The organism is Micrococcus sp. KRD128 (assembly GCF_017168395.1).
GTDB classification, from domain to species: Bacteria; Actinomycetota; Actinomycetes; order Actinomycetales; family Micrococcaceae; genus Micrococcus; species Micrococcus luteus.
Map to the genome: position 1 here is coordinate 1 of NZ_JABFAX010000021.1, position 13,833 is coordinate 13,833.

The 13,833-nt window shown below is 71.1% G+C and carries 13 protein-coding genes and 1 pseudogene; 6 read left to right on the top strand and 8 right to left on the bottom strand.

What is annotated here, in order from left to right:
- A pseudogene (locus J1M44_RS10545) lies at nucleotides 1-127 on the top strand (IS5/IS1182 family transposase); the annotation flags it as partial.
- On the opposite strand, the gene J1M44_RS10550 reads toward J1M44_RS10545, so the two are convergent.
- The 4 genes from J1M44_RS10550 to J1M44_RS10565 all read right to left on the bottom strand — a co-directional run bounded on the left by J1M44_RS10550 (nucleotide 113) and on the right by J1M44_RS10565 (nucleotide 4,034).
- Entirely contained in the window at nucleotides 113-1,183 is a 1,071-nt protein-coding gene (locus J1M44_RS10550; protein ID WP_241253030.1) for a dihydrolipoyl dehydrogenase family protein, read from the bottom strand. The pseudogene J1M44_RS10545 and the gene J1M44_RS10550 overlap by 15 nt on opposite strands.
- Nucleotides 1,184-1,346: 163 nt before the next feature.
- Nucleotides 1,347-2,009, bottom strand: a complete 663-nt coding sequence (gene merB / locus J1M44_RS10555; RefSeq protein WP_144824936.1) for an organomercurial lyase MerB — start codon at nucleotides 2,007-2,009, stop codon at nucleotides 1,347-1,349.
- 59 nt (nucleotides 2,010-2,068) lie between these two features.
- Entirely contained in the window at nucleotides 2,069-3,505 is a 1,437-nt protein-coding gene (gene merA, locus J1M44_RS10560) for a mercury(II) reductase (RefSeq protein ID WP_020624860.1), read from the bottom strand.
- 112 nt (nucleotides 3,506-3,617) lie between these two features.
- Nucleotides 3,618-4,034 carry an SUMF1/EgtB/PvdO family nonheme iron enzyme gene (locus J1M44_RS10565; protein WP_227448837.1) on the bottom strand — a complete coding sequence of 139 codons (417 nt, stop codon included), beginning with the start codon at nucleotides 4,032-4,034 and terminating at the stop codon, nucleotides 3,618-3,620.
- 300 nt (nucleotides 4,035-4,334) lie between these two features.
- On the opposite strand from J1M44_RS10565, the gene J1M44_RS10570 reads away from it, so the two are divergent.
- From J1M44_RS10570 to J1M44_RS10580, 3 genes are read left to right on the top strand one after another with little or no spacing between them, the layout of a single operon-like run.
- Nucleotides 4,335-5,000 carry a biotin transporter BioY gene (locus J1M44_RS10570; RefSeq protein ID WP_206480956.1) on the top strand — a complete coding sequence of 222 codons (666 nt, stop codon included), beginning with the start codon at nucleotides 4,335-4,337 and terminating at the stop codon, nucleotides 4,998-5,000.
- Nucleotides 4,997-5,758 carry an energy-coupling factor ABC transporter ATP-binding protein gene (locus J1M44_RS10575; protein WP_206480957.1) on the top strand — a complete coding sequence of 254 codons (762 nt, stop codon included), beginning with the start codon at nucleotides 4,997-4,999 and terminating at the stop codon, nucleotides 5,756-5,758. Before J1M44_RS10570 ends, J1M44_RS10575 begins: the two co-directional genes overlap by 4 nt.
- Nucleotides 5,758-6,393 (top strand): energy-coupling factor transporter transmembrane component T family protein, encoded by a 636-nt coding sequence (locus J1M44_RS10580; protein WP_206480958.1) that lies wholly within the window; start codon nucleotides 5,758-5,760, stop codon nucleotides 6,391-6,393. The genes J1M44_RS10575 and J1M44_RS10580 overlap by 1 nt, the downstream gene beginning before the upstream one ends.
- Before the next feature lie 38 nt (nucleotides 6,394-6,431).
- Here the strand turns inward: J1M44_RS10580 and J1M44_RS10585 are convergent, their stop codons facing one another.
- Nucleotides 6,432-6,884, bottom strand: a complete 453-nt coding sequence (locus J1M44_RS10585; RefSeq protein WP_049147545.1) for an acyl-CoA thioesterase — start codon at nucleotides 6,882-6,884, stop codon at nucleotides 6,432-6,434.
- A 125-nt stretch (nucleotides 6,885-7,009) separates the two neighbouring features.
- On the opposite strand from J1M44_RS10585, the gene J1M44_RS11900 reads away from it, so the two are divergent.
- Nucleotides 7,010-7,831 (top strand): hypothetical protein, encoded by an 822-nt coding sequence (locus J1M44_RS11900; RefSeq protein WP_206480959.1) that lies wholly within the window; start codon nucleotides 7,010-7,012, stop codon nucleotides 7,829-7,831.
- Nucleotides 7,832-7,836: 5 nt separating this feature from the next.
- On the opposite strand, the gene J1M44_RS10595 is transcribed toward J1M44_RS11900, so the two are convergent.
- The 3 genes from J1M44_RS10595 to J1M44_RS10605 all read right to left on the bottom strand — a co-directional run bounded on the left by J1M44_RS10595 (nucleotide 7,837) and on the right by J1M44_RS10605 (nucleotide 11,880).
- Entirely contained in the window at nucleotides 7,837-10,368 is a 2,532-nt protein-coding gene (locus tag J1M44_RS10595; RefSeq protein WP_206480960.1) for an HAD-IC family P-type ATPase, read from the bottom strand.
- A 92-nt stretch (nucleotides 10,369-10,460) separates the two neighbouring features.
- Nucleotides 10,461-11,027: a DinB family protein gene (locus tag J1M44_RS10600; RefSeq protein WP_036335253.1), complete on the bottom strand. Its 567-nt coding sequence runs from the start codon at nucleotides 11,025-11,027 to the stop codon at nucleotides 10,461-10,463.
- Between the two features lie 247 nt (nucleotides 11,028-11,274).
- Nucleotides 11,275-11,880: a TetR/AcrR family transcriptional regulator gene (locus tag J1M44_RS10605; protein WP_206480961.1), complete on the bottom strand. Its 606-nt coding sequence runs from the start codon at nucleotides 11,878-11,880 to the stop codon at nucleotides 11,275-11,277.
- Nucleotides 11,881-12,096: 216 nt separating this feature from the next.
- On the opposite strand from J1M44_RS10605, the gene J1M44_RS10610 reads away from it, so the two are divergent.
- Nucleotides 12,097-13,779, top strand: a complete 1,683-nt coding sequence (locus tag J1M44_RS10610; RefSeq protein ID WP_206480962.1) for a long-chain-fatty-acid--CoA ligase — start codon at nucleotides 12,097-12,099, stop codon at nucleotides 13,777-13,779.
- Nucleotides 13,780-13,833: the final 54 nt, after the last annotated feature.

Below are 13,833 nucleotides of genomic sequence, written 5' to 3' on the forward strand. Positions count from 1 at the left end.
GTACGCTCACCTGAAGCAGTGGCGGGGTCTGGCGACCCGGTATGACAAGTACGCGATCATCTACAGGGCCGCTGTGGTGCTGAATGCTGTGCTCGCATGGTCAAAACGATTGTCAGACATGCCCTAGTCCGGCGCCGGCGATTTCGGGGTCGGTGAATACGACACGCGGTATGCCGTCGTAGGTGGCCGGGTGGGGTCGGCCGAGGATGGCGTCGGCGGCGATCCGGCCTTGGTACTTCGCGACGTGGGTGAAAGGCATGATGCCGGTGACGTCGCCGATGGCCCACGTGTTTTCGCCGGCGCGGCAGTGGTCGTCGATCTGGATTTCTCCGTGGTCGCCGAGGGTTACGCCAGCGTGTTCGAAGCCGAGTCCTTCGGTGCGTGGTGTGCGGCCGGTACCGAAGATCACGACGTCTGCTGCCACCTCACCGGCTGGATCGCCGTCGCGTGTCTGAAGCTCGATGATGCTGTCGGCTCCCTCGCGCCGCGCCTGGACGGCGGAGGTGGCCAGCCGGATGTCGATGCCGGCCTCCTGCAGGTACTGGTGGGCAAGTTCCCCCACCCGGGGCCCTTCGCGGTCCAGTAACCTCTCGCCGCAGTGGATCAGGGTGATGGCCACTCCGAAGCGGGCCAGGAACGTCGCGGTTTCCACGCCGACGGCGCTGCCGCCGATGATGACCGCCCGCTCGGGGAGCGTGCTGGTGGTGTAGGTTTGACGGTTCGTCCAGGCCGTGATCTGGTCGATGCCGTCCAACGGTGGGATCACGGCGTCGGAGCCGGTGGCGATAATGATGTGCTCGGCTGTGATCTCGCGGTCTCCAGCCTGGATCCGGCCCGGTCCGGTAATCCGAGCTTCGTCCTTGATCACCACGGCGCCCTCTTTGATGTACCCGTCGACCTGTGCCTGGTCATCGAGGTTCCGGATCATGTAGTCCCGGTACTTTGCAGTGGCAGCCCAGTCCAGTTCGGCGCCGGAGACACCGGCGGCCCGTTGAACTTCCGTGCGCGCTTCCGGCGGCCGCAGGACGGTCTTGGAAGGGATACACGCCCAGTAGGCGCATTCCCCGCCGATTAGTTCCCGCTCGAAGACCACGACGTTCTTCCCGGCTTTCAGAAGCCGGTCGGCCGCGACCTCCCCGCCTGGGCCCAGACCGAGGACGGCAACATCGAAATGTTCACTCATGAGAATTTCTCCTTCAGATTCAGCGGATCTTTCCCGGCTCTTTCCGGTCCTTCGTCAACATCTCGCACCGGCCCCGGCCCGCCTCCTGCACCGGTACTGAACCCGTGCAAGCCCTCCAGTTGCCAGTGGTGGTCCGGCGGGTAGTGGTGGGTGGTCGGTTGGTTCAGCAGGCGCAGCTTTGGACGCCGTTGCTTACCTGGTCGGTGGCGGGTCCTGGTGTGTGGGTGAGCATCTTCTCAGCCATGGAGGATCCGAGTTCGTAGGCCTCTTTGACAGGCATGATGGTGCCGCCGGGGTGGGTTTCGAGCCAGGGCGCTGCGTCGTCGGGTGAGGCGAAGAAGTGGACCTGGTTGCAGAACGATGAGCGGACGGAGCTGATGTCCTCCGGGTTCGCCAGGGACACCACGGCGGTGGCCGGCTCCACGCTGGTGACACCCATCGCTGTGACAGCCACCCGTACCGGGGTGCCTGTGGCCTGATGTGAGGATTCGATACGCGCGGATGCGCCCAGCAGGGTCGGGAAGATCAGGGTGTCCAGCGCGCACCAGGTGTAGAGTTGCTCACCGTTTACCTCGAACCGGTGCTGCGTGGGGCGCTGCGTCAGGCCCTGCCCGATGATCCGCCCGGACCCGTCGTACTCCGTGTCGCCCATCGCCTTGAGGGCAGTGCGGACTTCCTCCCCGGCACGGCCGGTCGCCGCGGCGAGGTCGCTCACGTCGACCGGGTCGCCCAGGGCGAGGAGTTTCAGTAGGGGCATCCACAGCCAGGGCTCCATCCCCGTCTCGTTGGACGCAAGCCGGTCAGTGACCTCGCTGATGTTGTTCATCGCGGTCGTTCCTTTCAAGGCATGGTGTGTCAGTGTTCGGCGATCGGTGGTTCAGGTGTTCAGGCGGCGCAGCAGGAAAGTTTGGAGACATCCGTCTTGAAGGACTGGGCAACGATCTTGATGCCCTCGGCCATGGTCAGGTACGGGCTCCAGAGGTTCGCGACCTGATCGACGGTCATCCCGGCCTGCAGGATGTACACGCCTGTTGCAGCGAGGTCGCCGGCTTCCTTCGCGACGGCGGTGATACCGACGATCCTGCCGGTGTCGGCGTCTGCGACCATCTTGATGAATCCGCGGGTGTCCCGGTTCACCACGGCGCGGGGTATGTATTCCAGCGGTACAACCCGGCATTCGCACCTGATCCCGGCGTCTCTTGCCTGCTTGTCGGTCATGCCGACAACCGCGAGGTTAGGGCTGGTGAACGTGACGCGGGGCAGGTGGCTGTAGTCCACGGCGCGGCCGGCGTCGCTGAAGGCGTTGTCGACCATCAGGGTGCCGTGGGATGCGGCGACGTACACGTATTCGGGGTGCCCGGTCACGTCCCCCGCAGCCCAAACGCGTGGGTTAGAGCTCACCAGGGTGTCCTCGACGACGACTTCCCCCTTGTCCCCGGTCTTCACGCTCACCCCGGCCAGGTTTAGCCCGTCGGTGACCGGGCGCCGACCCGTGGCGATGAGGACCTTGGAGGCCCGGAGGGTTTCGCGCCCGCCGGCGATGTCGGCCTGGGCGGCAATGCCGCCGTCCGTGTCCTGGGTGATGGAGGAGACGGTGGAGCGGCGGATGACCCGGATGCCCTCGTTGGCGAAGACGCTCATCAATGCCCTGGATGCTTCGGGTTCCTCACCCGATGCCAGGCGAGAGCGCACCAGCATGGTGACCTTCGAGCCGAGGCGGGCGAAGAGTTGGGCCTGTTCCAGGGCGACGTACCCGCCGCCGATGACCAGCAAGGACTCGGGTACCTCGTCGAGTTCCATGGCCGTGGTCGATGTCAGGTAATCGACCGTGTCCAGACCATTGATCGGTGCGGCCCACGGGGTGGAGCCGGTCGCGACCAGATAGTGGGCGGCCGTGATCGTCTCCCTGGTCCCGTCCTGCGCGGTGACCTCCAGCGCAGGGTCCGCGGCGGTGCCGGTGAATACAGCATTGCCGTGGCGCAGCTCCCACCCGTAGTCCGCGACGAGGTCCACGTACTTATCGGAGCGCACGTTCTCCACCAAGGCGCGCTTTCCCGCGATGAGTGCTTCCATGTCCACGGGTCCCGCGGTGGCGGTGAGGCCGGGGAACCTGCCGGCGTCCTGGGCGGTGTGGCGTGCCTCGGCTGCGGCGAGCAGAGCCTTGGAGGGGATGCATCCGGTGTTCACGCAGGTCCCGCCCACGGTCCCGCGTTCGATCATGACGACCCGTTTGTCGAGGTTCGTTGCCCTGATCGCGGCAGCGAACGCGCCACCACCGGAACCGATGATCGCCAGATCGAAATGCGGTACTGCCTCGTTCATGCGAATCTCCCTACACTGCCATCGGGCACCGGTTCATTGCGTGACGGCAGAAGCTGATGGCTGGTTTTCCAGTGGTTGATCTTCAGTCTGCACCTTCCCCTACGGGGGAAGGTCAAGGGTTCTCTGAACGGACGACGGGCTGGGGGCCCTCGAGGTGGTCGAGGCCGGTCCAGGCGATGTCTTCAAGCGGCCCGTAGGCGGGCGAGGTCGTTCCGGCGCGGCAGGCGTACTCCCACTCGGCCTCGGTGGGCAATCGGTACCCGTCAGCGCTCGTGTTCCAGGTAACGGAGCGTCCGTCCCCAGCACGCGTGTAGGCCGGCTGCAGCTCTTCGGCATTGGATAGCTCGTTGCAGAGGTTGATGGTCTCGAACCATGTCAGAGGCGTGAGCGGGCGTCCGGTGCTCCGGTCATGGAGGGGGTGCACTGCCATCTCGAAGGGCTCCAGTTCCACATCCCGTGTGGTCCCGCGGCGGGCGTCGCGCAGGGTGATTTTTCCCGAAGACAGGGTGGCCATGGAGGGCTGGTTCATGGTGTCAGCGTCGCACACGGGCTGACTGGAGAACTATGACCCCTAGTCGATCAAGGTTCAAATGTCAATACCTAAGTGACTCATGGTCGCATGAAACATATTTGCGCGTTTGTGAAATCTTCGCTGCATCTCGACAGCGTCACTCCGCGCACCATCGCCCCGGGAGCGCATCCCGGCCGCCCACACCTCCGCCCCTGCAGTAGACTCCTGAACACTGTTCAACTCGTCGGGCACTCGCCATGCGCCCAGCGCCTCGGCTGAGCGCCCCCTCGCACTCGCTTCCGCACCAGGAGTCCCTCCATGAGCACTTCCGTGCCCTCGTCCCACGACGGCCACGTCCGCCCCGCGGCCACCACGACGGCGGACCGCCCCACCGACGCCGGCCGCCCCCGTCGCGGTTCCGCCGGCGGCAGCCTTGCACGCATCGCCGTCATGACCGCGCTGATGGCCGTCCTCGGTCTGGTGCCGCCGATCGCCGTCGCCGGTGTGCCCGCCCCGATCGTGCTGCAGAACATCGCCGTGATCCTGGCCGGTGTGATCCTCGGCCCGTGGCGCGGGGCCGCCTCGATGGCGCTGTTCGCCGGCCTCGTGGCGCTCGGCCTGCCGCTGCTCAGCGGCGGCCGTGGCGGCCTGGGCGTGTTCGCCGGCCCGACGGCCGGCTTCATCCTCGGCTGGATCCCGTCCGCGCTGATCGTCGGCCTGATCTTCTGGGCCCTCACCTCCCGGGCCCGTCCCGGCCTCGGCGCCGGACGGGTCGCGCTCGGTGCGGCCGTCGCCGGGCTGATCGGCGGCATCGTCATGGTCTACTTCTTCGGCGTGCTCGGCTTCGTGGGGATCGCCGGGATGGAGTTCGGCGCCGCCGTCCTCTCCATGGCCCCGTTCGTGCCCGGTGACCTGATCAAGCTCGTCGTGGCCGTCATCCTCAGCGTCGGCCTGTGGAAGGCCTACCCCCGCGCCTTCCGATGAGCCCGGACCGTTCCGTCACCCTCACCGGCGTCCGCGTCGAGGCCGACGGCCCCGAGGGCGTCGTCGTGCTCCTCGACGGCGTGGACCTCACCCTCACGGCCCCGCGTGTGGCGGTGATCGGGGAGAACGGCTCCGGCAAGTCCACGCTGGCCCGCGCGATCGCCGGGCTGGCCGACGTCGTCGCCGGGGAGGTGACCGTGCACGGGGTGGACGCCGTCCGGGACGTGAAGGCGCTGCGCCGCACCGTCGGCTTCGTGTTCGCGAACCCGGCCGCGCAGATGGTCATGCCCACCGTCCGGGAGGACGTGGAGCTGACCGTGAAGTCGCTCCAGGACGACGCCGGTCGCCGCCTGGCCAAGGACGACGTCGCCGCGCGCGTGGCCGCGGCGCTCCGGGAGCACCGGCTCACCGCGCTCGCGGACCGGGCGTGCCTGTCCCTGTCCTCGGGGCAGGCGCAGCGGCTGGCGATGTGCTCGGTGATGACCGCCGGGCCGTCCCTGGTGATCGCCGACGAGCCGACCTCCCTGCTGGACGGCCGGCACCGGCGGATCGTGGCCGACCGGCTGCTGGCCGCCGACCCCTTGGCCCCGGACGGGTTCCAGCTGCTGCTGGTGACGCACGACCTCGAGCTGGCCCGTGCGTGCGACGAGGCGGTGTGGATCCACGGCGGCCGTGTGGAGCGGACCGGCCCGGCCGAGGACGTGGTCGAGGCGTACGAGCGCTTCCTGGACCACGCCGTGGCGGCGGAGCTGCGCTGATGCTCTCCCTGTACATCCACGGCGACTCGCCCCTGCACCGCGCCCGCGCCGGCCTCAAGACGGGCCTGTTCGCGGTGTGGGTGCTGGCCCTGACCCTGCTGCCGCTGTCCCTGTGGACCGCGGGCGCCGCCGTCGTGGGCGCCGTGACCGCGTATCTCGTGGGCTTCGGGCTGCGGCGCGGGGCGGCGATGATCGCCTCCGACCTGCGCGCTCTGTGGCTGTTCTACGTGGTCCTGTTCGCGGCGCAGTGGATCTTCGCCGACGCGTTCGCCGCCGGACTCATGGTGGCGCGCGTGCTCGGGCTCGTGCTCACCGCGCAGGTGCTGACGCGCACCACCCGGATCGCGGACATGACGGGGGTGGCCGAGGCGGTGCTGCGTCCGGTCGAGCGGATCCCGTGGGCGGGGCCGCGCCTGGTGCGGGCGGGGTTCCGCGCCGACCGCGTGGGCCTGGCGATGGGCCTGGTGCTCTCCTCGATCGGCCACCTGCGGGCACTGGCCACCCAGATCCGGCATGCGCAGGCCGCCCGCGGGGTGCGGATGGCGCCGTGGGCCTGGGCGCTGCCGCTGCTGGTGCTCAGCTTCAAGCACGCCGACGACGTCGGGGACGCCCTGGCCGCCCGCGGCATCGACTAGAGCCGCCCGTCCTCCCGCGTCGGGGGTGGCGGGCCGGCTCAGAGGGGGTTGTCCAGGGGCAGACGGTCGCGGTCGTAGGTGATCTCGGTGAAGCCGTGGGGCACGGGCTTGCCGTCCTCGCCCAGGGACACGAACACGATCTTGTCGATGGTCAGGATCATCTCGCCGGTCACGATGTTCCGCACCTTCGCCCGCATGGTCAGGGACGTGCGCCCGAACTCGGTGGCGCGCAGACCCATCTCGATCATGTCGCCCTGCTTCGCCGAGGCCAGGAAGTTGATCTCCGAGATCAGCTTCGTCACGCACCGCGGGTTGCCCAGCTGCAGGGTCGCGTAGATGGCCGCCTCCTCGTCGACCCAGCGCAGCAGCGAGCCGCCGAAGAGGGTGTTGTTCGCGTTGAGGTCCTCCGGCTTGACCCACTTGCGGGTGCGGAAGTTGACGTCATCGTGGGCGGCGCGGTCGGCCGAACGGGTGAAGAGCGTGGAGTCCATGGCTCCACGGTAGAGCGACGCCGACGTCGGCACGAGAAAGGGCGCCCGATGCGAAGCCGTGCTCGACCAGGCCGTAGGGTCGCCGACAGGGATCCGCATCGGAGCGCACAGGAAGGACCCGACCGATGACCATCCGCCCCCACCCCGACCCCGCCACACCCGACGCCACCTGGCGCGATGTGCCGGTGGTCGGCTTCACGGTCGCCGCCGGCATCGCCGTCCTGTTCTGCCTGGTCTGGCTGCTCCGGGACGGGCTCACCACCGACTACACGTGGGGGCTGCTGCTGGCCCCGGTGCTCATGGGTGTGGCCGGGGTGGCGGTGATGGTGCTCTGGGAGCGGCTCCTCGCCCGCGTCCCGCGGCTGGTCGCCACGCTGGTCGCCGCCGTCGCCCTCCTGGCCTTCGTGCTGGTGCTCGCCTGGTGGCTCGTCGAGGTGAACGCGCAGACGCACCTGTTCACCGGGAGCACGTTCTGGCTGCTCGCCGTCGCCCCGGTCTGCGCGGGCCTCGCCTGGCTCGCGCACCGGCTGCTCCCGGCCGCCCGCCGGCCCGTGGGGGAGCCCCCCGCCGCCCTCGACGACGACGCCTGGGCCCGCCGCCTCGCCGGCGTCCTGCGGCTGCGCAAGGACCTGCCCGACGCGCGGGTGGCCGAGATCGTCCGTGACGCGCGGGCGCGGGGGGCCGCGGCCGGGCGCCCGCTGGCCCAGGAGCTCGGCTCCCCGGAGGCGTACGCCGCGGGCTTCCAGAAGGACCGGGTCGTCGCGCCCCGCCGGCAGGCCTGGGCGGTCACCGCGCTCGTGGTGCTCATCCTGGCCACCCGTCTTCCGGGCGTGGTGGCCGGAGAGCGGCTCAGCGGGTGGGACGTCGCGTACCTGCTGGTCGCCGTCGTCGTGCTGGTGTGGGAGTGGCGCGACTACCGGGCCGCCGTGCGTCGCGCCCGCGGCTGAGGGTCTCAGGCCCCCGCGGCGGCCAGCACCCGCGCCACGTGGCGGCGGTGCACCTGGTGGATGACCTCGATCAGCCCGCACCCGACGGCCGCGATCACCAGCGCGGCCATGAGCACGTCCGTGGGCGGGACCTGCATCTGGTGGTACCAGCGGGAGACCGGCACCAGCACGACGGCGGCCAGCACCGCGTACATCGCCAGGATGAGGACCACCACGCGCGCGCTCAGCGGCCGGGACATCACGCTGAGCACCCACAGGCCCAGCAAGGTCAGGGTGATCATGAACGCGGCCTGCTGGCGGGCCAGGTCGACGTCGCCGGCGGTGAGGCGCACGTACGTCTGCAACGCCACCATGGACAGCAGGATCACCGCGCCGGAGGGGATCGCGAACCGCAGGGCCCGCCCCAGGAACCCGGGCACGTAGCGGCGCGGGTTCGGCAGCAGGGCGAGGAAGAACGTGGGCGCGCCGATCATGATGAAGTCCACCGTGGAGGCCTGCCGCGGCAGCAGCGGGAACTGCCACGCGAACAGGGAGAACACCACGCCGAACAGCAGCGCGTACGTCGTCTTCGTCAGGTAGATGTGGGCGAGCCGCTCCATGTTCGCGATCACCTGGCGGCCCTCGCCGAGCACGCGCGGCAGGCGGTCGAAGCGCCCGTCCAGCAGCACCATCCGGGACACCGCCTTGGTGGCCGGCGCCGCGTTGCCCATGGCGATGCCCAGGTCCGCGGTCTTCAGGGCCAGGGCGTCGTTCACCCCGTCGCCGGTCATGGCCACCACGTGCCCGTGGGACTGCAGCGCCTGGACCATCGCCTTCTTCTGGTCCGGGCTGACGCGGCCGAACACGCTGTGCTCCGCCATCACGTCCGCGAGGGCGTCGGGATCGTCCGGCAGGGTGCGCCCGTCGTAGGCCTGGCCCGTCACCTCGAGGCCCACCTCGCGGGCCACGGCGGCCACGGTCCGCGGGCTGTCCCCGGAGATCACCACGGTCCGCACGCCCTGCGCGTGGAAGTAGTCGAGGGTCTCGGCGGCGTCCGGGCGCACGTTCTCGCGGAACGTCACGACGGCGACCGGGACGCCTCCGGCGGGCAGCGCATCCCCGATCAGGGGCTCGTCCGTGCGGGCCAAAAGCAGCACGCGGCGACCGGCGTCCGCGTCGGCGTGGACCTGGGCGCGGACGGCCTCGGCGGCCTCGGGGCCGAGGAGCCACTCGTCCACGAGGGCCTCGGGTGCGCCGAGCAGCCACGTGCCGGCCGCGGCCCCGGCCTCGGGGCCGAACGCGACCGCCGACCACCGGCGCGCGGAGGAGAACGCCACCTGGGCCGCGGGGTCCACGGCCGGGACGGCCGTGAAGGGCTCGCGCAGGGCCGCCGCGGTGGGGTTCACGTCCGGGTCCGCGCCGAACCAGGCGAGCACGGCCCGAGCCCCGTCGCCGACCTCGGCCGGGGCGCCGTCGTCGTGGGTGTCCGGGGACGCGTCCGCCGAGGCGGGCGGGGTGAGCCGGTCGAACCGGACGCCGCCCTCGGTGAGGGTGCCGGTCTTGTCCAGGCAGACGGTGTCCACGCGGGCCAGGACCTCCACGGCGGGCTGCTCCTGGATGAGGACCTCCTGTTGGGCCAGCTTGAGCGCGGAGACGGCGAACGCGATGGTCGTCATGAGCGCCAGGCCCTGCGGGATCATGCTGGTCACCGCCGCCACGGACGCGATCAGTGCGGGCTCCAGGGCGGCCTCGCGCGGCTGGGACAGGGCGTGGGTCCAGCCGCCGACCGCCGTCATCTGGCCGTGCACGATCACCGCGATGATCGGCACCAGGGCGATCGTCAGCCAGCGGGCCACCGTCTCCAGGGCGCCGCGCAGCTCCGAGCGGATGGCGGAGTAGCGGCGGGCCTCGGCGCTGAGCCGGGCGGCGTGCGAGGCCGAGCCCACCGCCGTCGCGCGCACCAGGCCCGCGCCGGCCACGACGGCCGAGCCCGAGAGCACGGCGTCCCCGGGGGTCTTGGGCACGGGGTCGTTCTCGCCGGTGAGCAGCGCCTCGTCCATGTCCAGGCCGTCCGAGACGAGGACCTCGCCGTCCACGGGCACCTGGTCGCCGCGGCGCAGCACCACGACGTCGTCCCGCACGATCCGCGCCATCGGCAGGGGCACGCGCGCCCCGTCCCGGATGACGAGGACGTCGTCCTGGTGCAGCAGCGCGATCCGGTCCAGCTTCCGTTTGGCCGAGTACTCCTGGACCACGCCGATCACCACGTTGGCCACGGCCGCCAGCGAGAACAGCAGGTCCAGCCAGCGGCCCATCAGGATCACGACGACGGCGCACAGCGCGATCGCCAGGTTGAACAGCGTGAACACGTGCACGCGCAGGATCTGCCCCAGCGAGCGGGACGTGTCCCGGGACTGGACGTTGACCAGGCCCGCGGCCTCCCGCTCGGCGACCTCGGCGGCGGTGAGCCCGGTGATCCCCGCCGCGCCGGTGAACCCCAGGCCCGTCCCGCTCTCGGGGGCGGACGGGTGCGCGGACGCAGGGGAGGGGGAGGCCATGGCACAGAATCTACCCAGCCGGCGCGGGGCCGGGCATCCGACGAGGGGATGAACCCGGGTGCGACCGCAGGCGGGACTGCGGCCGGGCGGGCTCACTCGCCGGTCTGGCCGTCGATCCCCTCGCGCAGCAGGTCGGCGTGGCCGGCGTGGCGGCCGTACTCCTCGATCATATGGGTGAGGATCCACCGCAGCGAGACCGGGTCCCGCCCCTCCCGGATCCGGTGGATGCGGGCCAGGGCCGCGGCGCCGTCGTCGCCGTCCGCCGCGAGCAGGTCCACCACGATCTGCCGGGACCGCTCCACCTGGCCCTGCCAGAGGGTGCGCAGGTCCGCCGCGGAGTCCTGCGCCGCGCTGTGCCAGTCCCAGTCGGGGTCCGCGTCGAAGTCCGCGCCCACCCAGGGGGCTGAGGTGGGCTCGCCGAGGGCGACGGCCTCGAACCACCAGAACTCGACGAACGCGAGGTGCTTGAGCAGGCCGCCGAGCGTCATCGCGGACGGGTGGCCCGGCAGCCGGCGGTGCAGCGCGGCCGTGTCCAGGTCCGCCGTCTTCCACTCGATCGTGGCGCGCAGGAAGTCGAGGAAGCCCAGCAGGGTGGCGGCCTCGCCCGCGGCGAAGGGCGGCTCGGGGCGGCCCTGGTCGTCGTAGAACACGGTGGTCATGGCGGCCAGGCTACGCCCCACCCGCGTTGTCGTTCGGGAAACGGCGCGTCCGGGGGCGGGGCGCTCGCGGACCTGGAACGCGTGCTGTCGCTCTGAGCCTGCAAAGTGCGCTCATACCGGCCGCAGGCGTTCCCAGAAGGGGCGGGCCGGCGTCGACGGCCACCCAGGAGGGCCGGGAGGAGCTCGCCGGGGCGCCCGAGGACTGGGCGGCGCAGGCGTACGGCGCCGAGGCCGGCGGCGGTCCTGTTCACCGCGGCGGATCCACCACGAGCCGCACCCGCGGGCTCGCCTGCTCGGCGGCGTCCTCCTGGGTCTCGGAGATCCGGCGCCAGATGCGGTCCGCCGACGGGTCGACCATGAGGTGGCCCATCTGTCGGATGACGGTGCCGAAGACGGACGTCGGCATGCTGCGCCGCGGGGCGAAGCCGGACCGGCGCAGGCGCTCGGTCTGTTCCGTGGTCAGGTCCACGAGGCGCTCGAGCAGGGACTCGGTCCCCCCGCCGGCCTCCAGCAGCGAGCGGCGCACGTAGGCCCCCACCACCGGGTACTCGGCCAGGAGGTCCGCGAACGCGGCGTCGCGGGCCGCGGACACCTCCTGCGGGGAGCCCACGAGCGGGACCTCGTCGAGGGTCGTGGCGATCAGGCGCAGCACGTCGTCGTCGACGGCGCGGGTCAGCCCCGCCTTGCTGCCGAAGTGGTGCCGCACCAGCCCGGGGGCGACGCCGGCGCGTTGCGCTATCTCGCGGACGCTGGCCATCTCGACCCCCCGCTCGGCGTACAGCTCGAGGGCCGCCAGGCGCAGGCGCGCGGGGGAGGAGAGGTCGTCCTGGTCGAAGGGCAGGGAGGTGTTCATCAGGTCCTCGGGGCTGGGTCGGCGGATGGGATGGCCCGTGGTCGGGAGACGAGGATGCGGGGGCTCGCTGAACCCTACGGCAGGGATCGACACGACCCCGCACCTTCTTGCACGCTAGTGCAAGATCGTGCTTGAGTGTGCAACACCAGCCCCGTGAGGCATGTCACAGATGACTGCCGCCCGCCTCCGCGACCACCACACCTCCCAGGGGGACCCATGCAGACCACCGACACCGTCCTCGGCACCCCGTCCACCATGGGCGACGACGAACAGCTCACCACCACTCGCCTCCTGCGGGACGCCGCCCGGACCTTCGGGGATCAGCAGATCATCCACACCCGCGGCGGCGGCGCCCCGTGGCAGAGCACCACCTACGCGGCCGTGTGGGAGCGGGTGCGCCGCATGGCCGCGGCCCTGCGCGCCGAGGGCGTCGGGCCGGGGGACCGGGTCGGCCTGCTGCTGTGGAACGACGTCCGCCACCTCGAGTCCTACTTCTCCGTCCCGCTGCTGGGCGCGACCATGGTGCAGCTCAACCTGCGCCTGGCGCCCATGGACCTGGCCTACGTGATCACCCACGCGCAGGTGGGGACGATCGTCGTGGACGAGACCCTCCTGGAGCTCGCCGCCGCGCTCGAACCGCACCTGCCCGGCGGCGTCCGCTGGATCGTGGCCGGCGACGGCGAGCTCCCCGCCGACTGGGCCGGTCGCGACGACGTGCTCTCCTACGAGGCCCTCCTCGACGGGCACGAGCCGCTGGAGACAGCGGGCCTGCCGAACGTGAGTGAGCGCTCCGCCTCCGGCGCCTGCTACACCACGGGCACCACCGGCCGCCCCAAGGGCGTCTTCTACTCGCACCGGGCCACCTGGCTGCACGCGCATGCCGTGGTGTCCACCCTGGGCATGACCATGGCGGACACCGCCCTGCTGCTGACCCCCATGTTCCACGCGCAGTGCTGGGGCCTGCCGTTCGCCGCCGTCGCCGTGGGCGCGCGCCTGGTGCTGCCGGGCCGGTTCAACCTCACGGACACCCCGTGGCTGACCTCCACCCTCGTGGACCACGGCGTCACCGTGGCCCCGGCCGCCCCCGCGATCCTCCTGCCGATGCTCCACCACCTCCGCACCCTCGAGACGCCCCCACGGATGGACGGCGTGCGCCTGCTGTGCGGCGCGACCGAGCCCCCCGTGGCCATGATGCGCGGCTTCGACGAGCTCACCGGCGCGGAGGTCATCCACGCCTACGGGGCCACGGAGACCTCGCCCATCGTCTCCCTCAACCGCATGAAGCCGAGCCTCATGGACACCCTCTCCGAGGACGAGCGGTGGAACCTCAAGCGGTTCCAGGGCCTCGTCGTCGTCGGGGTGGACGTGAAGATCACCGACCCCCTGGGCGAGCTGCTGCCGCCCGGCGAGGAGAACGTGGGCGAGATCCGCCTGCGCGGGCCCTGGGTGACCACCTCCTACGCCGACAACGCCGAGGCCACCGAGGCCGGCTTCGACGACGAGGGCTACTGGCGCTCCGGGGACCTGGGCTATCTCTCCCCGGAGGGCTACCTCAAGGTCACCGACCGCCTGAAGGATGTGGTCAAGTCCGGGGGCGAGTGGATCTCCTCGATCGACCTGGAGAACCACATCATGACCGTCCCCGGGGTCCGCGACGCCGCCGTGATCGGCGTCCCCCACCCCCGGTGGGAGGAGCGCCCCCTGGCCCTCGTGGTGCGGGACGAGGACTCCGGTGTCGACCAGGACGCCGTCCTCGCCGCACTCGCCGAGCGCTTCGCCACCTGGCAGCTGCCGGACGAGGTCCGCTTCGTGACGGAGATCGACCGCACCGGCGTCGGGAAGGTCAACAAGCGCAAGCTGCGCGCCGACTACGCCGACGCCCTCACCTCCGGCCGCTGACCGGCCCGCCACCTCCCCAGACCCACCCCGACCCCCGGAGACCCCGTGACCCAG

What these genes read in the sequence shown, in the direction of transcription:
- J1M44_RS10570 (WP_206480956.1), top strand. Translation starts at nt 4,335, where the DNA reads ATGAGCACTTCCGTGCCCTCGTCCCACGACGGCCACGTCCGCCCCGCG.
- J1M44_RS10605 (WP_206480961.1), bottom strand. Translation starts at nt 11,880, where the DNA reads ATGAACACCTCCCTGCCCTTCGACCAGGACGACCTCTCCTCCCCCGCG.
- J1M44_RS10565 (WP_227448837.1), bottom strand. Translation starts at nt 4,034, where the DNA reads ATGAACCAGCCCTCCATGGCCACCCTGTCTTCGGGAAAAATCACCCTG.
- merB (WP_144824936.1), bottom strand. Translation starts at nt 2,009, where the DNA reads ATGAACAACATCAGCGAGGTCACTGACCGGCTTGCGTCCAACGAGACG.
- J1M44_RS10585 (WP_049147545.1), bottom strand. Translation starts at nt 6,884, where the DNA reads ATGGACTCCACGCTCTTCACCCGTTCGGCCGACCGCGCCGCCCACGAT.
- J1M44_RS10575 (WP_206480957.1), top strand. Translation starts at nt 4,997, where the DNA reads ATGAGCCCGGACCGTTCCGTCACCCTCACCGGCGTCCGCGTCGAGGCC.
- J1M44_RS10610 (WP_206480962.1), top strand. Translation starts at nt 12,097, where the DNA reads ATGCAGACCACCGACACCGTCCTCGGCACCCCGTCCACCATGGGCGAC.
- J1M44_RS10595 (WP_206480960.1), bottom strand. Translation starts at nt 10,368, where the DNA reads ATGGCCTCCCCCTCCCCTGCGTCCGCGCACCCGTCCGCCCCCGAGAGC.
- J1M44_RS10550 (WP_241253030.1), bottom strand. Translation starts at nt 1,183, where the DNA reads ATGAGTGAACATTTCGATGTTGCCGTCCTCGGTCTGGGCCCAGGCGGG.
- J1M44_RS10600 (WP_036335253.1), bottom strand. Translation starts at nt 11,027, where the DNA reads ATGACCACCGTGTTCTACGACGACCAGGGCCGCCCCGAGCCGCCCTTC.
- merA (WP_020624860.1), bottom strand. Translation starts at nt 3,505, where the DNA reads ATGAACGAGGCAGTACCGCATTTCGATCTGGCGATCATCGGTTCCGGT.
- J1M44_RS11900 (WP_206480959.1), top strand. Translation starts at nt 7,010, where the DNA reads ATGACCATCCGCCCCCACCCCGACCCCGCCACACCCGACGCCACCTGG.
- J1M44_RS10580 (WP_206480958.1), top strand. Translation starts at nt 5,758, where the DNA reads ATGCTCTCCCTGTACATCCACGGCGACTCGCCCCTGCACCGCGCCCGC.